Source organism: Pseudomonas sp. CFBP 5748 (assembly GCF_053850495.1).
In genome coordinates this window covers 252,256-275,949 of record NZ_JBSPTN010000007.1, presented here as the reverse complement: position 1 = coordinate 275,949, position 23,694 = coordinate 252,256, and the positions used below count along the sequence as shown (strand labels likewise).

General features: G+C 62.0%; 16 protein-coding genes. 2 read left to right on the top strand and 14 right to left on the bottom strand.

From position 1 onward, the window contains the following. Positions 1-61: 61 nt before the first annotated feature. From hemE to ACWNZ1_RS18280, 11 genes are all read right to left on the bottom strand, one after another. The gene (gene hemE / locus ACWNZ1_RS18330; RefSeq protein WP_063323298.1) at positions 62-1,129 is read right to left on the bottom strand and encodes a uroporphyrinogen decarboxylase; all 1,068 of its coding nucleotides are present in this window, start codon (positions 1,127-1,129) and stop codon (positions 62-64) included. Positions 1,130-1,383: 254 nt separating this feature from the next. Next, positions 1,384-2,802: an FAD-dependent oxidoreductase gene (locus ACWNZ1_RS18325; protein ID WP_265072616.1), complete on the bottom strand. Its 1,419-nt coding sequence runs from the start codon at positions 2,800-2,802 to the stop codon at positions 1,384-1,386. Between the two features lie 33 nt (positions 2,803-2,835). After that, positions 2,836-7,284: a glutamate synthase large subunit gene (gene gltB, locus ACWNZ1_RS18320; protein WP_135843316.1), complete on the bottom strand. Its 4,449-nt coding sequence runs from the start codon at positions 7,282-7,284 to the stop codon at positions 2,836-2,838. 350 nt (positions 7,285-7,634) lie between these two features. Further along, on the bottom strand, positions 7,635-9,197 hold the full coding sequence (locus tag ACWNZ1_RS18315) for an AAA family ATPase (RefSeq protein WP_256454109.1): 1,563 nt from the start codon (positions 9,195-9,197) through the stop codon (positions 7,635-7,637). A 10-nt stretch (positions 9,198-9,207) separates the two neighbouring features. After that, positions 9,208-10,308, bottom strand: coding sequence for a 3-dehydroquinate synthase (aroB, locus tag ACWNZ1_RS18310; RefSeq protein WP_256454108.1), 1,101 nt, complete (start codon positions 10,306-10,308; stop codon positions 9,208-9,210). Positions 10,309-10,455: 147 nt separating this feature from the next. Then, positions 10,456-10,974 carry a shikimate kinase AroK gene (gene aroK / locus ACWNZ1_RS18305; RefSeq protein ID WP_123345370.1) on the bottom strand — a complete coding sequence of 173 codons (519 nt, stop codon included), beginning with the start codon at positions 10,972-10,974 and terminating at the stop codon, positions 10,456-10,458. A gap of 4 nt (positions 10,975-10,978) precedes the next feature. Next, entirely contained in the window at positions 10,979-13,045 is a 2,067-nt protein-coding gene (gene pilQ / locus ACWNZ1_RS18300; protein ID WP_135843314.1) for a type IV pilus secretin PilQ, read from the bottom strand. A gap of 13 nt (positions 13,046-13,058) precedes the next feature. Beyond that, complete coding sequence (locus ACWNZ1_RS18295) at positions 13,059-13,586, bottom strand: pilus assembly protein PilP (RefSeq protein WP_135843313.1); 528 nt, start codon at positions 13,584-13,586, stop codon at positions 13,059-13,061. Further along, complete coding sequence (gene pilO / locus ACWNZ1_RS18290) at positions 13,583-14,206, bottom strand: type 4a pilus biogenesis protein PilO (RefSeq protein WP_135843312.1); 624 nt, start codon at positions 14,204-14,206, stop codon at positions 13,583-13,585. The genes ACWNZ1_RS18295 and pilO overlap by 4 nt, the downstream gene beginning before the upstream one ends. Then, a complete protein-coding gene (locus tag ACWNZ1_RS18285; RefSeq protein ID WP_135843311.1) occupies positions 14,203-14,769 on the bottom strand; it encodes a PilN domain-containing protein in 567 nt (188 codons plus the stop codon). Before ACWNZ1_RS18285 ends, pilO begins: the two co-directional genes overlap by 4 nt. After that, positions 14,769-15,833 (bottom strand): pilus assembly protein PilM, encoded by a 1,065-nt coding sequence (locus ACWNZ1_RS18280; protein ID WP_135843310.1) that lies wholly within the window; start codon positions 15,831-15,833, stop codon positions 14,769-14,771. Before ACWNZ1_RS18280 ends, ACWNZ1_RS18285 begins: the two co-directional genes overlap by 1 nt. 205 nt (positions 15,834-16,038) lie before the next feature. Between ACWNZ1_RS18280 and ACWNZ1_RS18275 the strand changes: the two genes are divergently transcribed. After that, positions 16,039-18,486, top strand: coding sequence for a penicillin-binding protein 1A (locus ACWNZ1_RS18275; protein ID WP_456027790.1), 2,448 nt, complete (start codon positions 16,039-16,041; stop codon positions 18,484-18,486). A gap of 184 nt (positions 18,487-18,670) precedes the next feature. Here the strand turns inward: ACWNZ1_RS18275 and ACWNZ1_RS18270 are convergent, their stop codons facing one another. The 3 genes from ACWNZ1_RS18270 to rpmE all read right to left on the bottom strand — a co-directional run bounded on the left by ACWNZ1_RS18270 (position 18,671) and on the right by rpmE (position 21,171). After that, on the bottom strand, positions 18,671-19,939 hold the full coding sequence (locus tag ACWNZ1_RS18270) for a malic enzyme-like NAD(P)-binding protein (protein ID WP_135843308.1): 1,269 nt from the start codon (positions 19,937-19,939) through the stop codon (positions 18,671-18,673). A 180-nt stretch (positions 19,940-20,119) separates the two neighbouring features. Beyond that, on the bottom strand, positions 20,120-20,905 hold the full coding sequence (locus tag ACWNZ1_RS18265; RefSeq protein ID WP_135843307.1) for a thermonuclease family protein: 786 nt from the start codon (positions 20,903-20,905) through the stop codon (positions 20,120-20,122). A 41-nt stretch (positions 20,906-20,946) separates the two neighbouring features. Next, on the bottom strand, positions 20,947-21,171 hold the full coding sequence (rpmE, locus tag ACWNZ1_RS18260; RefSeq protein ID WP_135843306.1) for a 50S ribosomal protein L31: 225 nt from the start codon (positions 21,169-21,171) through the stop codon (positions 20,947-20,949). 290 nt (positions 21,172-21,461) lie between these two features. On the opposite strand from rpmE, the gene ACWNZ1_RS18255 reads away from it, so the two are divergent. Continuing rightward, positions 21,462-23,681 (top strand): primosomal protein N', encoded by a 2,220-nt coding sequence (locus ACWNZ1_RS18255; protein ID WP_456027789.1) that lies wholly within the window; start codon positions 21,462-21,464, stop codon positions 23,679-23,681. Positions 23,682-23,694: the final 13 nt, after the last annotated feature.

Genomic DNA, 23,694 nt, shown 5'->3' with positions numbered 1-23,694 from the left:
ACAGGCAAAAAAAAGCCTGTCCGGCACGGGTCCGAACAGGCTGGGTGACGCTGGAAAGCGATTACTGGTGGTATTGCGCCGACAACTCATGCACCGCCCGCAGGAAAGCACCGGCGTGTTCCGGATCGACTTCCGGGGTGATGCCGTGGCCGAGGTTGAACACGTGGCCGCTGCCACTGCCGTAGCTGGCGAGGATACGTCCTACTTCAGCGCGGATGGCTTCAGGCTTGGCGTAAAGCACGGTCGGGTCCATGTTGCCCTGCAAGGCGACTTTATGACCAACGCGCTCGCGGGCGTTGCCGATGTCGCAGGTCCAGTCCAGGCCCAGGGCGTCGGCGCCGGCATCGGCGATACTTTCCAGCCATAGGCCGCCGTTCTTGGTGAACAGGATCACCGGCACTTTACGACCTTCATGCTCGCGGATCAGGCCGCTGACGATCTTGCGCATGTAGGCCAGGGAAAACTCCTGGTACGCCGCCGCCGACAGGTTGCCGCCCCAGGTATCGAAGATCTGCACCGCTTGCGCACCGGCCAGGATCTGGCCGTTGAGGTAAGAGGTGACCGACTGCGCCAACTTGTCCAGCAACAGGTGCATGGCTTGCGGGTTGTCGTAGAGCATCGCCTTGGTCTTGCGAAAATCCTTCGACGAGCCGCCTTCGACCATGTAGGTCGCCAGGGTCCACGGGCTGCCGGAGAACCCAATCAGCGGCACGCGACCGTTGAGCTCGCGGCGGATGGTGCTGACCGCGTCCATGACGTAGCCCAGGTCCTTCTGCGGATCGGGAATCGGCAGGGCTTCGATGTCGGCCAGGGTGCTGACGACTTTCTTGAAGCGCGGGCCTTCGCCGGTCTCGAAGTACAGGCCCTGGCCCATGGCGTCGGGGATGGTGAGGATGTCGGAGAACAGGATCGCCGCATCCAGCTGCGGATAACGATCCAGCGGCTGCATGGTCACTTCGCAAGCGAATTGGGGGTTCATGCACAGGCTCATGAAGTCACCGGCCTTGGCGCGACTGGCGCGGTACTCCGGCAGGTAGCGACCGGCCTGGCGCATCATCCACACCGGGGTGACGTCTACGGGTTGCTTGAGCAGGGCGCGAAGGAAACGGTCGTTCTTCAGGGCAGTCATGTCGGCATCCGGAAAAAAAGTGCGGGCATTTTCTCAGAGCGCGAGGCAAAAGGCACGGCAAGAGCCGTGCCTTTTATCTATCGGGGCAATTTGTCGCGGTAGGTACGCTGGTTTCAACAACACCTTGAAACCAATGTGGGAGCGGGCTTGCTCGCGAATGCGGTGTGTCAGGCAACAAATCCGTCGACTGACACTCCCTCTTCGCGGGCAAGCCCGCTCCCACTATTTGATCGCATTCCAAGGACGGAAAGCGATCAGACCCCCAGATAATCCAGAATCCCTTCCGCCGCATTACGGCCTTCGAAGATCGCTGTCACCACCAGGTCGGAACCGCGGACCATGTCGCCACCGGCGAAGATCTTCGGGTTGCTGGTCTGATGCTTGTACTGGCCTTGCTCCGGGGCCACGACGCGGCCCTGGCTGTCGGTCTGGATGCTGAACTGCTCGAACCACGGCGCCGGGCTTGGGCGGAAGCCGAAAGCGATGACCACGGCATCGGCCGGGATGATCTCTTCGGAACCGGGGATCGGCTCAGGGCTGCGGCGGCCACGGGCGTCCGGCTCGCCGAGACGAGTCTCGACCACCTTCACGCCTTCGACCTTGTCTTCACCGACAATGGCGATCGGCTGGCGGTTGTAGAGGAACTTCACGCCTTCTTCCTTGGCGTTCTTCACCTCTTTGCGCGAGCCAGGCATGTTGGCTTCGTCACGACGGTAGGCGCAGGTCACCGACTTGGCGCCCTGGCGAATCGAGGTGCGGTTGCAGTCCATCGCCGTGTCGCCGCCGCCCAGTACCACGACCTTCTTGCCTTTCATATCGACGAAATCTTCCGGCGACTTTTCAAAGCCCAGGTTGCGGTTGACGTTGGCGATCAGGAAATCCAGTGCGTCGTAGACGCCTGGCAGGTCCTCACCGGCAAAGCCGCCCTTCATGTAGGTGTAGGTGCCCATGCCCATGAATACCGCATCGTACTCTTCGAGCAGTTGCTCCATGGTCACGTCCTTGCCCACTTCAGTGTTCAGGCGGAACTCAATACCCATACCGGAGAAGACTTCGCGGCGATTGCTCAGCACGGTCTTTTCCAGCTTGAACTCGGGGATGCCGAAGGTCAGCAAGCCGCCGATTTCCGGGTTCTTGTCGAACACCACCGGGGTCACGCCGCCACGCACCAACACGTCGGCACAGCCCAGGCCCGCCGGGCCGGCACCGATGATAGCGACACGCTTGCCGGTCGGCTTGACCTTGGACATGTCCGGGCGCCAACCCATGGCGAACGCGGTGTCGGTGATGTACTTCTCCACCGAACCGATGGTCACCGCGCCAAAACCGTCGTTGAGGGTGCACGCACCTTCGCACAGGCGATCCTGCGGGCACACCCGGCCGCAGACTTCCGGCAGGGTGTTGGTCTGGTGGGACAACTCGGCGGCCTGGAGGATGTTGCCCTCGGCCACCAGCTTCAGCCAGTTGGGAATGAAGTTGTGCACCGGGCACTTCCATTCGCAATACGGGTTACCACAACCCAGGCAGCGGTGGGCCTGGTCGGCCGACTGCTGGGGTTTGAAGGGCTCGTAGATTTCCACGAACTCCTTCTTGCGTTGACGCAACAGTTTCTTCTTCGGATCCTTGCGCCCGACATCGATGAACTGGAAGTCGTTATTCAGACGTTCAGCCATTGTTAAAACCTCATCAAACTCTTCAGGCGCATATCACTGCGGGTTGGCACGAGTGCTGGAAAGCAACGACTTCAGGTTGGCAGCCTTGGGCTTGACCAGCCAGAAACGACGCAGATAGTCATCGAGGTTTTCGGCGAGGTTACGCCCCCATTCACTGTTGGTTTCCTCGACGTATTCATCCAGTACGCGTTGCAGGTGGCTGCGGTAGGCTTCCATCGCCTCGCCGCTGATCCGCTGGATTTCCACCAGTTCGTGGTTGACCCGGTCAACGAAGGTGTTGTCCTGGTCGAGCACGTAGGCGAAACCGCCGGTCATGCCAGAGCCGAAGTTGTAACCGGTCTTGCCCAACACGCAGACAAAACCACCGGTCATGTACTCACAGCAGTGATCGCCGGTGCCTTCCACCACAGTGTGGGCCCCGGAGTTACGCACGGCAAAACGCTCGCCTGCGGTGCCGGCGGCGAACAGCTTGCCGCCGGTAGCGCCGTAAAGGCAGGTGTTGCCGATGATGGCACTGTCCTGAGTCTTGTAGACACTGCCCTTGGGCGGAACGATGACCAGCTTGCCGCCGGTCATGCCCTTGCCCACATAGTCGTTCGCGTCGCCTTCGAGGTACATGTTCAGGCCGCCGGCGTTCCAGACACCGAAGCTCTGGCCTGCCGTGCCCTTGAAACGGAAGGTGATCGGCGCCTTGGCCATGCCCTGGTTGCCGTGCTTACGCGCGATTTCGCCGGAGATCCGCGCACCGATGGAGCGGTCGCAGTTGCAGATATCCAGCTCGAACTCGGCACCGCTCAGGTCGTTGATCGCCGAAGCGGCCATGTCGACCATCTTCTCGGCCAGCTCACCCTTGTCGAACGGCGGGTTGCGCTCTACCTGGCAGAACTGTGGTTTGTCTGCCGGAATGTGATCGCTGCCCAGCAACGGGGTCAGGTCCAGGTGATGCTGCTTGGCGGTCTGGCCCTCGAGCACTTCCAGCAGATCGGTACGACCGATCAGCTCTTCGAGCGAGCGCACACCCAACTTCGCCAGCCACTCACGGGTTTCTTCAGCCACGTAGGTGAAGAAATTCACCACCATGTCGACGGTGCCGATGTAGTGGTCCTTGCGCAGCTTGTCGTTCTGGGTCGCCACGCCGGTGGCGCAGTTGTTCAGGTGACAGATGCGCAGGTATTTGCAGCCCAGGGCGATCATCGGCGCGGTGCCGAAGCCGAAGCTCTCGGCGCCGAGAATGGCCGCCTTGATCACGTCCAGGCCGGTTTTCAGGCCGCCGTCGGTCTGCACCCGGACCTTGCCGCGCAAATCGTTGCCACGCAGGGTCTGGTGGGTTTCAGCCAGGCCCAGTTCCCACGGCGCACCAGCGTACTTGATCGAGGTCAGTGGCGATGCACCAGTGCCGCCGTCGTAACCGGAGATGGTGATCAGGTCGGCATAGGCCTTGGCCACACCGGCGGCGATGGTGCCGACGCCCGCTTCCGCCACCAGTTTCACCGAGACCAGCGCCTTCGGGTTCACCTGCTTGAGGTCGAAGATCAGTTGCGACAAATCTTCGATCGAATAGATGTCGTGATGCGGCGGCGGCGAGATCAAGGTCACGCCAGGCACGGCATAACGCAGCTTGGCGATCAGACCGTTGACCTTGCCACCGGGCAGTTGGCCGCCTTCGCCGGGCTTGGCGCCTTGGGCCACCTTGATTTGCAGCACTTCAGCGTTGACCAGGTATTCCGGCGTCACACCGAAGCGGCCGGTCGCCACCTGCTTGATTTTCGAACTCTTGATGGTGCCGTAGCGCGCCGGGTCTTCGCCGCCTTCACCGGAGTTGGAACGCGCACCAAGGCGGTTCATGGCTTCGGCCAGGGCTTCGTGGGCTTCCGGGGACAGGGCACCCAGGGAGATACCGGCGGAATCGAAGCGCTTGAGCACCGACTCCAGCGGCTCCACTTCGCTGATGTCCAGAGGCGTCTCCAGGGTCTTGACCTTGAGCAGGTCACGGATCATCGACACCGGACGGTTGTCCACCAGCGAGGTGTATTCCTTGAACTTGCTGTAGTCGCCTTGTTGCACGGCCGCTTGCAAAGTGTTGACCACGTCCGGGTTGTAGGCGTGGTATTCGCCACCGTGGACGAACTTCAGCAGGCCGCCTTGCTGGATCGGCTTGCGCGGGCTCCAGGCTTCGGCCGCCAGGGCTTTCTGTTCGGCTTCGATGTCGACGAAACGCGCACCCTTGATACGGCTCGGCACGCCACGGAAACTCAGCTCGCAGACTTCTTCGGACAGGCCGATGGCCTCGAACAATTGCGCGCCGCGGTACGAGGCGATGGTCGAGATACCCATCTTCGAGAGGATCTTGAGCAGGCCCTTGGTGATGCCCTTGCGGTAGTTCTTGAACACCTCATAGAGGTCGCCCAGCACTTCACCGGTGCGGATCAGGTCGCCCAGCACTTCGTAGGCCAGGAACGGATACACCGCCGAGGCGCCGAAACCGATCAGCACCGCAAAGTGATGCGGGTCGCGGGCGGTGGCGGTTTCCACCAGGATGTTGGAGTCGCAGCGCAGGCCCTTTTCGGTCAGGCGATGGTGCACCGCACCGGTGGCCAGCGAGGCGTGGATCGGCAACTTGCCCGGCGCGATATGCCGGTCAGTCAGCACGATCTGGGTACGCCCGGCGCGCGCGGCTTCTTCAGCCTGATCGGCGACGTTGCGGATCGCCGCTTCCAGGCCGACGCTTTCGTCGTAGTTCAGGTCGATGACCTGGCGGGCGAAGCCCGGACGGTCGAGGTTGGTCAGCGAGCGCCACTTGGCCGGGGAAATGACCGGCGAGCTGAGGATCACGCGCGAGGCGTGCTCCGGCGACTCCTGGAAAATGTTGCGCTCGGCACCGAGGCAGATTTCCAGGGACATGACGATCGCTTCGCGCAGCGGGTCGATCGGCGGGTTGGTCACCTGGGCGAACTGCTGGCGGAAATAGTCGTACGGCGTGCGCACGCGCTGGGACAGCACGGCCATTGGCGTGTCATCGCCCATGGAACCGACCGCTTCGTAGCCCTGTTCGCCGAGCGGACGCAGCACCTGATCACGCTCTTCGAACGTCACCTGGTACATCTTCATGTACTGCTTGAGCTGATCGACGTCGTAGAAAGCCGAACCGTGGTCGTTGTCTTCCATGGTCGCCTGGATGCGCAGGGCATTCTTGCGCAGCCATTGCTTGTACGGATGACGGGACTTGAGGCGGTTGTCGATCGCATCGGTGTCGAGGATCTGGCCGGTTTCGGTGTCCACGGCAAAAATCTGACCCGGACCTACGCGGCCCTTGGCGATGACGTCTTCGGGCTGGTAGTTCCAGACACCGATCTCCGACGCCAGGGTGATGAAACCGTTGGTCGTGGTGACCCAGCGCGCCGGACGCAGACCATTACGGTCGAGCAGGCACACAGCGTAGCGACCGTCGGTCATGACGATACCGGCCGGGCCGTCCCACGGCTCCATGTGCATGGAGTTGTATTCGTAGAAGGCCCGCAGGTCCGGGTCCATGGTCTCGACGTTCTGCCACGCTGGCGGCACCAGCATGCGCACGCCACGGAACAGGTCGATGCCACCGGTCACCATCAGCTCCAGCATGTTGTCCATGCTCGAGGAGTCCGAGCCCACGCGGTTGACCAGCGGGCCGAGCTCTTCGAGGTCCGGCATCAGGTCGTTGGCGAACTTGGTGCGACGGGCCACGGCCCAGTTGCGGTTGCCGGTGATGGTGTTGATCTCGCCGTTGTGGGCGAGGAAGCGGAATGGCTGGGCCAGCGGCCATTTCGGCAGGGTATTGGTGGAGAAGCGCTGGTGGAACACGCAGATCGCGGTTTTCAGGCGCTCGTCGCTCAGGTCCGGATAGAAGGCGGTGAGGTCCGCCGGCATCATCAGGCCTTTGTAGATGATGGTCTTGTGGGAAAAGCTGCAGATGTAGTGGTCGGTGTCGGCGGCGTTGGCCACGGACGAGCGACGACGGGAGCTGAACAGCTTGATCGACATCTCCTGGTCGCTCAGGCCATCGCCAGCAATGAACACCTGCTCGATCTGCGGCAGGCGCTCGAGGGCCAGGCGGCCGAGGACGCTGGTGTCGATCGGCACTTTGCGCCAGCCCACCAGTTGCAGGCCGGCGGCCAGGATCTCGCGGTTCATGTTCTCGCGAGCCGCCTCAGCCTTCACCGGGTCCTGGTTGAAGAACACCATGCCCACGGCGTACTGCTTGGGCAGGGTCACGCCGAACGTTTCCTGGGCAACGGCACGCAGGAACTCGTCAGGCTTTTGAATCAGCAAGCCACAACCGTCACCGGTCTTGCCGTCGGCGTTGATCCCACCGCGGTGGGTCATGCAGGTCAGGGCCTCAATGGCCGTTTGCAAAAGGGTGTGGCTGGGCTCGCCCTGCATATGGGCTATCAGGCCGAAACCACAGTTATCCTTGAATTCATCTGGTTGGTACAGACCTGCTTTCATAGACACTTTCTCACCAGGCTGCCCCTTATCGAGGCAAATTTCTTTTCAATTCAACCAGTTGCATGCCGCGCCGAACGTACGCCAGCTTTGCGGGGGCAAAAGGGAGGTCATTGTACACACCGACACAGAGGCTCACAAATTTGACGACGAACTGTCGCAAATCCATGTCGCATTTGTGAAAGGTTTAAAGCTATATGCTGTGCTAGTCAAAACTTTTTTGGGTTCGACCGCTACGACTCAAACACTACTGTGACGCAGACACCACAAGGCGCGCGGCCTGAAAGGTCGCTCGCCCCTGCGGAAATTTTGAGGTTGCCGGGAGAGGCGGCCTGGGTAAGGCCGCCGAATCTTCAGCGAGTTGCAGCCAGTTCCTGTTGGACGCTGGCGACAGTGCGAGGCCAAGGTTTACCAGCCTGAACCTTCGCTGGCAAGGCCTTGATGGCGGAAACGGCTGCATCACGGTTGGCAAAGCTGCCGTAGGTGATGACATACAGCGGCTTGCCGTTGAGCACTTTCTTGAAATAACGGTACTCGCCGCCCTGCTCCTTGACGAAGTTCTGTGCCGAGGCTTCGGAGCTGGTGCCAAGGATCTGCACCACGTAGTTGCCCGGCGCCTGGCCGGCGTACCAGCTACCGCCCGTGGCCTTGGCCGGGGCCGCAGGCTTGGCCGCTGGTGCGGGGGTCGGGGCAGGCTTGGCGGTAGCCACTTGCGTAGGGGCCGGAGTCGGCTTGGCCGCAGGAGCAGGCGCAGGCGAAGGTGTCGGCGCCGGACCGGCCGGCACGCCCGCAGGCGGTGCAGTGGTGGTCACGGTCGGTGGCACATCGCTGCTGTCGTCGATCGGCGGCGCTGCGCCGTCGTCGCCTTCAGTGATTCCGCCCGCGGCTTCAGCCAGGGGACCGCGCATGACCGGTTGCGACTGGCCGACCAGCGGCAATGGCATCGGCTGGGTGTTCCCGGCGAATTCAACGGCCGGCGCACCAGCGTTGGGTTGCGGCGTGCCCTGACCGAGGGGCAGTTGTGCCTGTTCGTTGGCAGGTGCGCCGGTGGTCGGCGCTTTGTTGCGACCCGGCATCAGCCAGGCGGCGGCGACCGCGACCACGACCACGGCGGAAATCGCCAATACGTGTTTCTTCGGCATGTTGAACCCCATACTTGGACGCTTCACCGCAGAGCGGCTGGCAATCATGACTTCGATCAGAGCATCGCGGGCAACCTGGTTGATGGTGCCAGGCCAGCCGTCGGAGCTCTCGTGAATCTCAGAGATCTGATCGGCGGAGAAAAGTTCGATACCCCGGCCTGCACCCTCAAGACGCTGGGCCAGGTATTCACGGGTTTCCTCTTCGGTGTAGGGCGCCAGTTCGATGACGTGGAAACGCTCTTCCTCAAGGCTCAGCTGATCCAGATCAGCGATCAGCGAAGACTCGCCAAACAGGAACACATGGGGGCGACCTTCCGGTGCACCGGCAGCCAGGGCCAGCAGGGCTTCCAGGGCCGATTCGTCGAGCTGCTCGGCATCGTCCACCAGCAGATAGACTTCCTGCCCGGTCAGTGCCAACTGCACGATCTGATCGAGAATCGCGCCGATCTCGGCCTGGGCGACGTTCAGCGCCTGGGCCACCTGGCGCAATATACCGGCGGCGTCACCGGCACCACGGGCCGAGACCACCACGCTTTGCACCGACTGCTTGTTGGTGCTGGCCACCAGGGCCTGGCGCAGCAAGGTCTTGCCGCTGCCCTGGGGGCCGGTAACCACCAGGAGCAGTTGGCTGTAGCGCGCCAGATGATGCAACTGGCCCAGGACCGGCTTGCGCTGGGCAGGGAAGAATTTGAAGCCCGGGACCCGTGGAGCAAAAGGGTCATGACTTAACTGGAAATGGCCGAGGAAAGCCTCGTCGGCATGCAAACTAGTCATCGGAATCTTATTAACCTTTAAGCTGAGCCAAGGCGCGGTAGTCCGCTCCCAGCGTGGCCTGTAGAACCTCTTTCGGATAATCGTCGGTCACCACCGCTTCGCCCATGTGGCGCAGCAGCACCAGACGCAGACGACCGTCGATCACTTTTTTGTCGATTGCCATGTGTTCAAGAAAATCCGCCTCGCTCATTTCCTCGGGCGGAATCACCGGCAGCCCGGCGCGCTGGAACAGGCGAATACCGCGATCGCGTTCCTGTTCGCTGATCCAGCCCAGGCGCGCAGACATCTCCAGGGCCATGACCGTACCGGCGGCAACCGCCTCGCCATGCAGCCAGACACCATAGCCCATGTGGGTTTCGATGGCATGGCCAAAGGTGTGGCCCAGGTTGAGCGTGGCACGCACCCCCGACTCACGCTCATCGGCACCCACCACGGCGGCCTTGGCGGCGCAGGAGCGCTCGATGGCGTAGGTCAGGGCCGTTTGATCCAGCGCACGCAGGCGGTCGATATTTTCTTCGAGCCAGCCCAGGAACGGCTCGTCGCAGATCAACCCATACTTGATGACTTCCGCCAGCCCCGCAGACAGTTCGCGAGCCGGCAGGGTGTTGAGGGTGGCGGTGTCGATCAGCACCACGTTGGGCTGGTAGAAAGCGCCTACCATGTTCTTGCCCAGCGGATGGTTGATCCCGGTCTTGCCGCCCACCGACGAATCGACCTGGGACAGCAGCGTGGTGGGGATCTGGATGAAATCGACGCCGCGCTGATAGCAGGCCGCGGCAAAACCGGCCATGTCGCCGATCACTCCGCCACCCAGGGCGACCACCGTGGTGCGGCGATCATGCCGTGCGGTCAGCAGGCCGTCGAAAATCAACTGCAGGGTTTCCCAGGTCTTGAACGCTTCTCCATCGGGCAACACCACGGAAATGACCGAGAAAGCCGACAGGCTACGGGTCAGACGTTCCAGATACAAAGGTGCGACGGTTTCGTTGGAGATGATCGCCACTTGCCGCCCGGCAATATGCGGTGCCAGCAGTTCAGGCTGGTCCAGCAAACCTTCGCCAATGTGAATCGGGTAGCTGCGCTCGCCCAGGTCGACCTTAAGTGTCTGCATGTGTCCCCACAGTGAAGATGGAATCAGGCGTCCTGCCTGCAATTAACGAAAGTCCCGGGTGCTTGCCCTGGCGCCATATATGGCTATCCGCCACGCTCCGAGCGGGCTCCGACGGGACGTCGAGGATAGCGCATTTCGCGAGGCGCATTAACGGGGAGGCAGTTGCTGCAGACGTTCGAGAATGTCCAGCACCACCATCCGCGGCGGCCGTTCGTCGGTCTCCACCACCAGATCGGCGATTTCCCGGTACAGCGGATCACGCAGCGCGAGCAGGTCCCGCAGGGTCTTGGCCGGGTCGGCGGTGCGCAACAGCGGCCGGTTGCGATCCCGGGCGGTGCGACCGACCTGCTGTTCGACGGAGGCGTGCAGATAGACCACTCGTCCGCCGGCATGCAATGCCCGACGATTGGCTTCGCGCATGACCGCGCCGCCACCAGTGGCAAGCACCACGCCATCGAACGCGCACAGCTCGGCGATCATCGCCTGCTCACGATCACGAAAGCCCGGCTCGCCTTCCTTGTCGAAAATCCATGGGATATTGGCGCCCGTGCGCAATTCAATTTCCTTGTCGGAATCTTTGAATGGCAGGCGCAGCTCTTTGGCCAGCAAACGGCCGATGGTGCTTTTTCCAGCGCCCATCGGCCCAACAAGAATCAAATTTCGCACAGAATCAACGACTCACAGCAATCGCCTGGTTATTCATGATACGCGGAGTGAGGAACACCAGCAGCTCGGATTTTGTCTCCGAAACCACATCACGCCGGAAAAGGCGGCCAAGATACGGCACATCGCCAAGAAATGGCACCTTATCTACAACCTTGCTCTGAGTATTTGAGAAAACCCCGCCAATCACAATGGTCTCGCCATCATTGACCAGGACCTTGGCGTTGACCTCGTTTTTCTTGATCGGCGGCACATCCTGCACTTTGTTCAGGTAGTCCGGCTCATCCTTGGTGACCTTGACCTCCATGATGATGCGGTTGTCCGGGGTGATCTGCGGCGTCACTTCCAGCGACAGCGAGGCCTCCTTGAACGACACCGAGGTGGCACCGCTGGAGCTGGCTTCCTGATAGGGGATTTCCGTGCCCTTGAGGATTTTGGCCGTCTCCTTGTCGGACGTCACCACCTTGGGCTGGGAGACGATTTCGCCGTTGCCGGTTTTCTCCATGGCCGTCAGTTCCAGATCCAGCAACACGTTGTCGGTGATGAACGCAATGCCGATTCCGGAGGTGTTGCCCGACGCGCCCAGATCGACAAACGGCTGGTTGGTGCTGGTGCTGCCCGGCGTGCCAATGGTGGTGGAGTCGCCGGTGGTGACCCCGGAGGAGCTCCAGTTGCCCTTGTTCTGGATCGAGCCGCCCCAACGCACACCCAGGCTTTTGTCGTAATCGACATTGGCCTCGACGATCCGCGCCTCGATCATCACTTGACGCACCGGAATATCCAGCTGCGCCACGATCCGGCGTAGCTCGTCGAGTCGGTCCTGGGTCTGGTAGGCAATGATGTTGTTGGTGCGCTCATCGACCGTGATCGTGCCGCGCTCATCGGCTTTCGCCTCGGCACTGGTCACCGACTGGAACAGCTTGGCGATGTCCGCCGCCTTCGCATAGTTGACCTGCAACAGCTCACGCCGCAGCGGCGCCAGGTCGGCGATCTGCTTCTGGGACTCCAGCTCCTGGCGTTCGCGGGCCGCAATTTCATCGGCCGGCGCCACCAGCAACACGTTACCGACCTTGCGCTTGTCCAGCCCTTTGGTCTTGAGCACCAGATCCAGCGCCTGGTCCCAAGGCACATTCTGCAAGCGCAGGGTGATACCGCCCTGCACCGTATCGCTGGCCACCAGGTTCAGGTTGGTGAAATCGGCGATCAGTTGCAGGACCGAACGCACTTCGATGTCCTGAAAGTTGAGGGAGAGTTTCTCACCGCTGTAGGCGGCGCGATCGGAATTGCGTTTTTGCAGGTCCTCGACCGTCATCGGCCGGACGCTGACGGTCAGCTTGTTGTCGGTCTGGTAGGTGGAATAATCGAAGGTGCCGCTGGGTTCGATGCTGATGGTCGCCCGGTCGCCGCCGGCAATGGCATTGACGAACTGCACCGGGGTGGCGAAGTCCTTGACGTCCAGGCGCACCCGCAGCGGCTCGGGCAACTGGGTCCTGGCGAAATTGAGGATGATCTTGCCTTCACGCTCCTGGATGTCCGGAGCGATGGAAGGGTCCGACAGATCGATCACCACATTGCCTTCACCCTGGGTTCCGCGCTGGAAATCCACGCCACGGATAGCCTTGCCCACCGGCGCACTGGCCCTGGCAGGTGCGGCACTGGCGACCGCCGGACGCGCAGCCTGGGTCTTGGGCGCGACGCCTTTGCCAACCACCACGAACAGGTTGTTGCCTTCGATCCGGGTGTCATATGGCGCCAGTTGGGTAAGGCCGATGATCAGCCGCGTCCGGTCGCCCGCCTCGACCACGGTGGCGCTACGCGCATTGCCACCGCCCAGATCACGGCGCTTGCTGGCCAGTTGATTGGTCACGCCAGGCAGGTCCAGCGCGATCCGGGCCGGTTGATCGGTGGTGTAGCCCCGGGGCGTCGGCGGTGGCCCGTCGAAGGTGAGTTTCAACTCGACGCGATCACCCGGCAACGCCGCGACATCCAGCGTCTTCAGGCTGGCCGCATGAACCATCGGCGACAACAGCGCTATCCATAGCGAAATACCGAGGACTGAAAAAATCCTGTTCATTGTTCGACTTCCACTATGAGTGCTCTTTCAAAGGAATGGTCCGTGGTCGTTCCAGCCAGGCACCCTCGCCATCGGGAACGATTTCGACCACATCGACCTGAGTGGCGCTGATCGCGACAATTCGCCCATCGTTGCGCCCCAGATAGTCACCGACCTTGAGCCGATGCACCCCGCCCGCGCCGCGTAACAGCGCGAAGGAGCCGCTGGCATTGGAGATCGTACCGACCATTTCAAATTGCTCGATGTTGAAGCCTTCCAGGTATTGCTTGACACGGCTGGGGTCGGGCCGCACGTTGCGCGAACCCTGTTGCCGACTGGCCTGGTCCACCCGGACCTGCCTGGTAAAAGGGCTGCGCAGGTTGGCGGCGCTGTAGGTAAAGGTTTCGTAGGGCCTGAACGTCGGCGTCGGCTCGATCTTGCCGGGCGGACGCAGGCGCACTTCGTTCATGTAGGCGTCCAGGTCGCCAAAACCGCTGTTGTTGTCACAGCCCGCCAGCGCGACCAGCGCTGCCAGCAGGCAAATGCGGCAGACCGGCCTCATGGCTGAGCCTCCTGCTCGTTGTACCGGTAGGTCTTGGCCTGGATACTCATGTGCAGCTTCGCGCCCGCCTCGGGCTCCATTGGCGCGATCTCGAAATCGTGCAACGTGACGATCCGGGGCAACCCGGCCACACCACTGACGAACGTCGCCAGATCATGGTAGCCGCCGGTCACAGTGATCTGGATCGGCAGCTCGATGTAGAACGGCTGGGTGACCTCCGGCAGCAGTTTGATTTCTTCAAACTCCAGGCCGCTACCCAGGCCGGTGCGGGTAATGTCTTCCAGCAGGCCCGGAACCTCGGTGTCACTGGGCAATTGGCGCAACAGCACACCGAAAGACGTTTCCATCTGCTTCATCTGCTCGGTGTAGCGCTCCAGGTTTGCCGCCATGTGGGCCTTGCCCGCAAATTGCGCCTTGAGCGTGCTCTCTTGCTCGCGCACTTGCTGTAACTGGCTCTCCAGGTCACTCAAGGCAAAGTTATAGCCCAGCCCAAGCACCAGGAGCACCAGCAGGACGCCGGCCAGCCACTTGACCGGGCTCGGCCAGGCACCGATGTTGTTGGTGTCCAGGTCACTGATGTCGATCTTGCGCAGCGCGTCGAACCACTCCCCCGGCTTCATTGGGCGTCCTCCTCATCGGCCGGGCGGGTCTGGCGAACCGTCAGTTGGAAAACATTGGCCTGGTCGAGCTGACCAGCCGTGGTGGCCTTGACCTCCGTCAAGCTGGGCGCATCGAACAGGTCCGATGCGTCCAGATTGCGCATGAGGTCCGAGACCCGGTTGTTCGATTCCGCAGCACCTTTGATAGAGAGTGTCTTGTCTTCCATTTTCACTTCGGTGAAATACACCCCGTCCGGTAGAGTCCGCGCCAGTTGGTCGAAGATGCGCCCGCTGACCGGCCGGTTCCCCTGCAGGTCCTGGATGATGCGCATGCGCTCCAACAGTTGCTGGCGACGGGCTTTCAGTTCGCTGATCTGCTTGATGCGCTCGTCGAGCACGGCGATCTGCTCGGAGAGATGACTGTTACGCGCCACTTGATGGCCAATGGCACTATTGAGGTACTGGACCGCGATCAGCATCAAGCCCACCGCCCCCACCAGCGCGCCCACCAATGCCAGCAAAAAGCGTTTGCGACGCTCTTCGCGCAACTCTTCGCGCCAGGGGAGAAGGTTGATCCGCGCCATCAGTCGAAACTCCTGAGGGCCAGCCCGCAGGCAATCATCAGCGCCGGAGCATCACTGGCCAGGGCACCGGCATTGACCTTGCTGCTCAGGGCCATATTGGTAAACGGGTTGGCCACCTGGGTCGGTGTGCCCAGGCGCTGTTCGATCAGCCGATCAAGGCCGGCCACCGACGCTGAGCCGCCGGCCAATAAAATGTGGTCCACCGTGCTGTACTGGCCCGAAGCGAAGAAAAACTGCAAGGACCGCGAGACCTGCTGCACCAGGGCCTCGCGAAAGGGCTGCAGCACCTCGCTGAGGTAATCGTCCGGCAGTCCACCCTGCTTCTTTGCCTGACCAGCCTGCTCAGCCGTCAGGCCATAGCGGCGCTGGATTTCCTCGGTAAGTTGGCGGCCGCCGAACAATTGCTCGCGGGTATAGATGATCCGCCCGTTGTGCAGCACGCTGAGGGTGGTCATGGTGGCACCGATGTCGATGACCGCCACGGTCAGCCGCTCCTGGGACGCGGCCAGTTGCGTGGCGAGCAGGCCAAAGGCGCGCTCCAGCGCGTAGGCTTCAACATCGACCACCCGGGCCGTCAGCCCGGCCAGCGCCAGCGCAGCCTCGCGAACCTCGACGTTTTCCTTGCGGCAGGCCGCCAGCAGCACCTCGACCCGCTCGGCGCTGCGCGGTGACGGGCCGAGGACCTCGAAATCGATGGCCACCTCATCCAATGGATAGGGAATGTATTGGTCGGCCTCGATCTTGAGCTGGTTTTCCATGTCGTCGTCGGAGAGGCCGGCGTCCATCTCGATGGTCTTGGTGATCACCGCCGAACCCGCCACGGCCACCGCCACGCTGCGCGAGGTCGTTTTGGCCTTGGCCAGCACACGCGACAATGCCTGGCCCACCCCTTCGAGCTCGGCGATGTTCTTTTCGACCACGGCGTTGGCCGGCAACGGTTCGACCGCGTAAGACTCGACGCGGTATCGGTCACCCTGGCGGCTCAACTCAAGCAGCTTCACCGACGTGGAGCTGATGTCTATCCCCAGAAGCGTATGGGCTTTTTTATTGAAGAGTCGTAGCACTACCAATTCCCTATGACTATCCGTGAGTTACGGACTCTCTAATATGCATTGCGTTCAATCACCCCAGCCCGACGGACGTCCGGATGGCGTTTTCGACGAAAAAAAATGCTTATAATGCCCAGCGTTTTTTTTCGCTTTGTTGCTCGCACGGGTCCTTCCCTGCACCTGGCGCCTTTTTCATTCTTTGCCTGGATATCCAAAAGCCTTGATTCGTCTGCTGAAATTTTTCGGATGGTCCATCGTCGCCGTTTTCTGCGGACTGCTCTTGGGTCTGAGCGGTGCGTTTCTTTACCTTAGTCCGGGTTTACCGTCCGTGGAGGCGCTGAGAAGTATTCAGTTGCAGATTCCCCTGCGGGTGTACAGCAGCGACAACAAGTTGATCGCCGAATTTGGCGAAATGCGCCGCACGCCGATCCGTTTCGCCGACATTCCCCCCAATTTCATCAATGCGTTACTAAGTGCTGAAGACGACAATTTCGCCAATCACTACGGCGTCGACCCGGGCAGCCTCATGCGAGCCGCCAGCCAGTTGATCAAGAGCGGTCACATCCAGTCCGGCGGCAGCACCATCACCATGCAGGTCGCCAAGAACTTCTTCCTGACCAGTGAGCGCAGCTTCTCGCGCAAGACCACCGAAATCCTCCTGGCCCTGCAAATCGAGCGGCAGCTGACCAAGGATGAAATCCTCGAGCTGTACGTAAACAAGATTTACCTGGGTAACCGCGCCTACGGCATCGAGGCGGCGGCGCAGGTGTATTACGGCAAGTCGATCCGTGATGTGAGCCTGGCGCAGATGGCGATGATCGCCGGCCTGCCCAAGGCACCGTCGCGCTTCAACCCACTGGCCAACCCGACACGCAGCAAGGAACGTCGCGACTGGATCCTGGGGCGCATGTACAAGCTCGGCAAGATCAGCGAAGCCGACTACACCATGGCGATCAACGAGCCATTGAACGCCAGCTATCACGTACCGACCCCGGAAGTGAACGCGCCGTACATCGCCGAGATGGCCCGTGCCGAGATGGTCGGCCGCTATGGCAGCGACGCCTACACCGAAGGTTTTCGCGTAACCACCACAGTACCGAGCAATTTGCAGGAAATGGCCAACACCGCCCTGCACGAGGGCCTGATGAGCTACGACCAGCGCCATGGCTATCGTGGACCTGAGTCGCGCCTGCCGGGCAAGACCAAGGAAGCCTGGGCCCTGGAGCTGACCAAGCAGCGCGCCATCAGCGGCCTGGAACCTGCCATTGTCACTTCGGTGGACAAGGACGGCCTCAAGGTCCTGACCCGCAACGGCGAGCTGGAAGAACACGTGGCCTGGGACACCATGAAATGGGCGCGCCCGTTCCTCAATACCAACAGCATGGGGCCCAACCCCCGGCAGCCGTCTGACGTTGCCCAGGTTGGCGATCTGATCCGGGTGCAACGCCAGGCGGACAATACCCTCAAGTTCAATCAGATTCCCGCCGCCCAAGGTGCACTGGTGTCCCTTGACCCGCAGAACGGCGCCATCCGCTCGTTGGTGGGTGGCTTCGCCTTCGAGCAGAGCAACTACAACCGCGCACTGCAGGCTAAGCGCCAGCCAGGTTCGAGCTTCAAGCCATTCGTCTACAGCGCCGCCCTGGACAATGGTTACACCGCCGCCAGCCTGGTGAACGATGCGCCGATCGTGTTTGTCGATGAATACCTGGACAAGGTCTGGCGACCGAAGAACGACACCAACACGTTCCTGGGCCCGATCCGCCTGCGCGAAGCGTTGTACAAATCCCGCAACCTGGTATCGATCCGCCTGTTGCAGGCGCTGGGCGTGGATCGCACCATCGACTACATCAGCAAGTTCGGCTTCAACAAGCAGGACCTGCCGCGCAACCTGTCCCTGGCCCTGGGCACCGCGACCCTGACACCGATGGAAATCGCCACGGGCTGGAGCAGCTTCGCCAACGGCGGATACAAAATCACCCCGTACATCATCGACAAGATCGAAAGTCGTAACGGTGAGACGCTGTTCGTCGCCAACCCGCCTCGCGTGCCTACCGGCGAGCAGGCCAGCGATGGTGTTGCCGCGCCGGCCGCCGAGACGTTCACGGTCAATGCGACCCCGGGCGAAGCCACGACGGCCCCGGCGCTACCGCAAGCGCCGGCCATCGCCGAGCGCATTGTCGATGGCCGTACCACCTACATCCTCAACAGCATGCTGCAGGACGTGATCAAGCTCGGCACCGGTCGCCGCGCTCTGGCCCTGGGCCGCACCGACCTGGCGGGCAAGACCGGCACCACCAACGAATCCAAGGACGCCTGGTTCTCGGGCTATAACGCTGATTACGTGACCACCGTCTGGACCGGTTTCGACCAGCCCGAAAGCCTGGGTCGTCGCGAGTTCGGTGGCACGGTCGCACTGCCGATCTGGATGAGCTACATGGGCGCTGCCCTCAAGGACAAGCCGCCTCACACCCAGCCGGAGCCGGAAGGCATCCTCAGCCTGCGGGTCGACCCGGTCAGCGGCCGTGCGGCCACGCCAGGCACCCCAGGGGCGTACTTCGAACTGTTCAAGAGCGAAGACACCCCGCCATCGGTCAACGAGCTGGGCAACGGCGTTGCGCCAGGCAGCCCGCTGCCGGCGGACGAAGCGGCGCCGATTGATTTGTTCTGATCAGCGACAATCTTGAAAGCCCCGCCTTCGCAAGAAGTGCGGGGCTTTTTTGAGCCGCACTACCCCTGTGGGAGCCGAGCTTGCTCGCTCCCACAGGGGTTTGTGGTGGTCATACACAACCGGTGGCCAATAAAAAACCCCGACTCACACGAGCCGGGGTTTTTCGTTGAAGCGCTACAACGGTTTAGCCGTTGAACACGTCATCCACGCTCTTGAGCGGGTAGTTCTTCGGATACGGCAGGGTGGCCACGCCAGTCTCGATCGCGGCCTTGGCCACGGCGTCGGAGATCAGGGTGATCAGGCGGGCGTCCATTGGTTTCGGAATGATGTACTCACGACCGAATTCCAACTTGATGCCGCCGTAGGCGTCGCACACTTCCTGAGGCACCGGCAGCTTGGCCAGTTCGCGCAGGGCGTTGGCTGCCGCGACTTTCATTTCTTCGTTGATGCGCTTGGCGCGAACGTCCAGGGCACCGCGGAAGATGAACGGGAAGCCCAGTACGTTGTTGACCTGGTTCGGGTAGTCCGAACGACCGGTGGCCATGATCACGTCGTTGCGGGTAGCGTGAGCCAGTTCCGGAGAGATCTCCGGGTCCGGGTTCGAGCATGCGAACACGATTGGGTTCGGCGCCATGCGCAGCAGGTTTTCCGCGCTCAGCAGGTTCGGACCCGACAGGCCGACGAACACATCGGCACCGTCCAGCGCGTCCGCCAGGGAGCGCTTGTCGGTCGCGTGGGCAAACACGGCCTTGTACTGGTTCAGGTCGTCACGGCCGGAGTGGATCACGCCGGTACGGTCGACCATGAAGATGTTTTCGATCTTGGCGCCCATGCTCACCAGCAACTTCATGCAGGAGATGGCCGCAGCGCCGGCGCCGAGGCAGACGATCTTGGCTTCAGGCAGGGTTTTGCCAGCAATTTCCAGGGCGTTGATCATGCCGGCCGCGGTCACGATCGCGGTACCGTGCTGGTCATCGTGGAACACCGGAATGTCGCATTGCTCGATCAGGGCGCGCTCGATCTCGAAGCACTCAGGGGCCTTGATGTCTTCCAGGTTGATGCCGCCGAAAGTAATGGAGATACGCTTGACGGTGTCGATGAAGGCTTGCGGGCTTTCGGAGTCAACTTCGATGTCGAACACGTCGATACCGGCGAAGCGCTTGAACAGCACGCCCTTGCCTTCCATGACTGGCTTGGAAGCCAGTGGGCCAAGGTTACCCAGGCCGAGGATCGCGGTGCCATCGGAAATGACTGCCACCAGGTTGCCCTTGCCGGTGTATCTGTAGGCCAGTTCAGGGTCGCGAGCAATTTCGCGTACCGGTTCGGCTACGCCGGGGCTGTAGGCCAGCGACAGATCGCGGGCAGTAGCGGTGGCCTTGGTGAGCTCGACACTCAGCTTCCCTGGACGAGGATTAGCGTGATATTCGAGAGCGGCAGTTTTCAGATCAGACATGTGGGCATTCCGCTTTTTACTGTGTTGGACAGACGGACCGCCGAGGATACGCGCCTCGCAAAGTCCCGACAAGACTGACCAGTCACCCCTGTCAAGCGCCCAGCCCTACGACTTTGGGCCAAGGGCCGCTAAACACAGGGGCTACATGCATACAATCAAGCATGAAAATGTCTACAATTTTTATTGAGATATCACGCTTAACATGGCGGGATCGGTCAAAGGCAGCAACCAGCGCGCCTGTCCGGATTTCAAACCACCTTGGCGCGAACGATCGAGCACCCAACCACGCGCCTCGACGTGTTTGCCCTTGAGCGTTTCAAGAACTGCGACGTCGAACTGCGCGAGCAAAGTGGGTGCAACGCGCAATACAACCGAGTCCTGCAACTCGATCCAAACGCCACCACGATTGCGCTGAACCTTGCTCACACGGCCACTGAGCAAGACGAAACCGGAGGCGCTTATCTGCGCAGCTTTGAGTACAGGTGATTGCCGCCACACACCAAGCCTGGCCTGACGAGCAACGCGTTCGGCGGCGTGCTGGCAACTGACCAAATCAACGTTCGGCGCGACCGCCACCTGGAAACCGAGGCCTTCGGCGAGCAGCTGCGCTTCGAAGTTAGTGCCATCGGCACCATAGACATGGGCCAGCGTGCGACCGTAGCGATCCTTGCGCTCTTTACCCAGCAACAAACCGACGCGCCCGTTGCTGGCGCCTACCAACGCTTCCAGGCGCTTGCGAGCAACCACGGCGAACGGCTCGTCGGAACGACCCCGCTTACCCAGCTCAGGCGTGTTCAAGCCAATCATGCGCACATTGCGCCCATCGGCCAGGCGCAAGGTATCGCCATCCACGACCCGCTGTACCGCGACGGACGTCAGGCTGCCCGGTGTCGGACAGAAGGCCTGGGCACTGGACAACCAAATCACAGACACAAAAAAGGCGCCCACAAGGGGCGCCTTCTTCATCAGTCTGGAGAAGCCGGAACGACTTTCCAAAATGATCAGCCTCAGGCTTTTGGAGCAGCTTTGCCGAAAGCACCGAAACGATCGGCGAACTTCTGAACGCGGCCGCCGGTATCCAGAGTCTTTTGCTTACCGGTGTAGAACGGGTGGCATTCGTTGCAAACGTCGATCGCCAGGGCTTTGCCGTAGGTCGAACGAGTTTCGAACTTGTTGCCGCAGCTGCAAGTTACGGCAATGGCCGGGTATTCTGGATGGATATCGGTTTTCATGCTGTTTTCCTCAGGCTAGCGTGCCGCCACCCAACACTATTGTTGAATACCGCACGTAATTAGGCCGCGGATTCTACCAGACATCGTCATTCGCGCAAGCTGTCGCTTATACCAACCGTCTGCTAGGCTCGCGCCCTCAAGCACAATCCCTGTGGGAGCGAGCTTGCTCGCGATAGCGACGGTACAGTCGACATCACCGTGACTGACCCACCGCTAATCGCGAGCAAGCTCGCTTCCACATTGAATCGCGCTCAGCCTTGCGAATTTGTCCGCCTACCGAGATCCCCCGCGTGCCCGACGCCATCCTGCGCCTCGCCCTGCCTTCGCCCCTGCGCCGCCTGTTCGACTACCGCGCCCCGGCCGGGGTCCTGCGCGCCCAGTTGCACCCAGGCATGCGTCTGCGGGTGCCATTCGGCCGACGGGAAATGATCGGAATTCTGGTGGAGGTCACCGACCACAGCGAAGTGCCGGCCGACAAGCTCAAACCGGCCCTGGCCCTGCTCGATGCCACGCCACCGCTGCCCGCGTCGCTGTTCAAGCTGTGCCTGTGGACCTCCCAGTATTATCAGCACAGCCTCGGCGACACCCTGAGCTGGGCGCTGCCGGTGCTGCTGCGCCAGGGCGAACCGGCCGAGGCGCGCCAGGAGCGGTTCTGGTCAGTGGCGCCGGGCGCTTCGATGGACGACCCGCGCATCGCCCGCGCCCCGCGCCAGCGCGAGGCCTTGGCGACTCTGGCCCAGCATCCCCACGGCGTGGCCCATCAGTTGCTGAGCAAACTGATGCTCAGCAAGGACAGCCTCGATCTGCTGCTGGCCAAGGACCTGGTCCAGGTGGAAGTGCGCAGGCATGCCCCGGGCCTGCGCCATGAACATTGGCTGGCCCAGCCGGAACTGCCGCTCAACGCTGAGCAGCGGGCCGCTTGCGAGGCAATTCGCGCAGGTTTCGACAGTTATCACGCCTTTCTGCTGGCGGGCGTCACCGGCAGCGGTAAGACCGAAGTCTATCTGCAGCTGATCCGCCAGACCCTGGAAGCCGGCAAGCAAGCCCTGGTACTGATTCCGGAAATCAACCTCGGCCCGCAAACCCTGGCGCGCTTCGAGCAACGCTTCAACGCCCGGATCGCCCTGGTGCACTCGGGGGTCAACGACCGCGAACGCCTGGAAGCCTGGCTCGCCGCCCGGGACGGCGAGGCCGACATTATCATCGGCACCCGCTCGGCACTGTTCACACCGATGAAAAACCCCGGTCTGATCATCATCGACGAAGAACACGACGGCTCCTATAAACAGCAGGAAGGCCTGCGCTACCACGCCCGCGACCTGGCGCTGGTGCGCGCCCGCCAGGAAAACATCCCCATCGTCCTCGGTTCGGCGACACCGTCCCTGGAAAGCCTGCATAACGCCTACACCGGCCGCTACGGGCTGCTGCGCCTCAACGAACGGGCCGGCGGCGCCAAGCAGCCGCGCTTCCTGCGCCTGGATGTGAAAAGCCGTCCGCTGGACAGCGGCATTTCCGGGCCGATGCAACAGGCCATCGGGCAGACCCTGGCGGCCGGGCAACAGGTCCTGGTGTTTCTCAACCGCCGGGGTTTCGCCCCAACCCTGCTGTGCCATGACTGCGGCTGGATGTCCGGCTGCGAGCGCTGCGATGCGCGGATGACCGTGCATCAGCGTCATGGCGAACTGCGCTGTCACCATTGCGGCCACGCCGAGCGGGTGCCCAGGCACTGCCCGCAATGCGGCAAAGTCGACTTGCGCCCGGTCGGCGCCGGCACCGAGCGCGCCGAAGAGCGTTTGGGCATCCTGTTTCCCGATTACCCGGTACTGCGGGTGGACCGCGACAGTACGTCGCGCAAGGATGCGATGAACCAGCTGTTCGCCACGATCCAGAAGGGCCAGCCGTGCATCCTGGTGGGCACGCAGATGCTCGCCAAAGGGCATCACTTCCCCCGGGTCACGCTGGTGTCGATCCTCGACGCCGACGGCGGCCTGTTCTCCGGTGACTTCCGCGCCAGCGAGCGCATGGCCCAGTTGATCGTCCAGGTCGCCGGGCGCGCCGGGCGGGCCGAGGAGCCGGGCAAAGTGATTATCCAGACCCATCTGGCGGACCACCCACTGCTGATCCAACTGACCGAGCAAGGCTACTTCGCCTTCGCCGAGCAGGCCTTGAGCGAACGGCGCGGCGCCGGCTTGCCGCCGTTTGCGCACTTGGCGTTGTTGCGGGCCGAAGCCCACAAGCCGGGGCAAGCGGAAGCGTTCCTCGACGAGGCCTGCAGCGAGGCCGAGCGTTTGCTCGCGCAACAGAATCTCACCGGCATCGAACTATTGGGCCCGGTGCCAGCTCCGATGGAACGGCGGGCCGGACGTTATCGGGCACAACTTTTATTACAGGCCAATGCCCGGGCGCCGCTGCATCGGCTATTGAGTGCCTGGCTGCTACTGTTGGAACAGATGCCCAGCGGGCGGGCGGTGCGCTGGTCGCTGGATGTGGATCCGGTGGATTTGTATTGATTGAGCAGAGCGC

Bases quoted from the DNA above. Each gene is read 5' to 3' on its own strand.
- ACWNZ1_RS18270 (WP_135843308.1), bottom strand. From the start codon at position 19,939: ATGTCTGATCTGAAAACTGCCGCTCTCGAATATCACGCTAATCCTCGT.
- ACWNZ1_RS18325 (WP_265072616.1), bottom strand. From the start codon at position 2,802: ATGGCTGAACGTCTGAATAACGACTTCCAGTTCATCGATGTCGGGCGC.
- rpmE (WP_135843306.1), bottom strand. From the start codon at position 21,171: ATGAAAACCGATATCCATCCAGAATACCCGGCCATTGCCGTAACTTGC.
- aroB (WP_256454108.1), bottom strand. From the start codon at position 10,308: ATGCAGACACTTAAGGTCGACCTGGGCGAGCGCAGCTACCCGATTCAC.
- ACWNZ1_RS18285 (WP_135843311.1), bottom strand. From the start codon at position 14,769: ATGGCGCGGATCAACCTTCTCCCCTGGCGCGAAGAGTTGCGCGAAGAG.
- ACWNZ1_RS18315 (WP_256454109.1), bottom strand. From the start codon at position 9,197: ATGACTAGTTTGCATGCCGACGAGGCTTTCCTCGGCCATTTCCAGTTA.
- ACWNZ1_RS18295 (WP_135843313.1), bottom strand. From the start codon at position 13,586: ATGAGGCCGGTCTGCCGCATTTGCCTGCTGGCAGCGCTGGTCGCGCTG.
- pilO (WP_135843312.1), bottom strand. From the start codon at position 14,206: ATGAAGCCGGGGGAGTGGTTCGACGCGCTGCGCAAGATCGACATCAGT.
- gltB (WP_135843316.1), bottom strand. From the start codon at position 7,284: ATGAAAGCAGGTCTGTACCAACCAGATGAATTCAAGGATAACTGTGGT.
- hemE (WP_063323298.1), bottom strand. From the start codon at position 1,129: ATGACTGCCCTGAAGAACGACCGTTTCCTTCGCGCCCTGCTCAAGCAA.
- pilQ (WP_135843314.1), bottom strand. From the start codon at position 13,045: ATGAACAGGATTTTTTCAGTCCTCGGTATTTCGCTATGGATAGCGCTG.
- ACWNZ1_RS18265 (WP_135843307.1), bottom strand. From the start codon at position 20,905: ATGAAGAAGGCGCCCCTTGTGGGCGCCTTTTTTGTGTCTGTGATTTGG.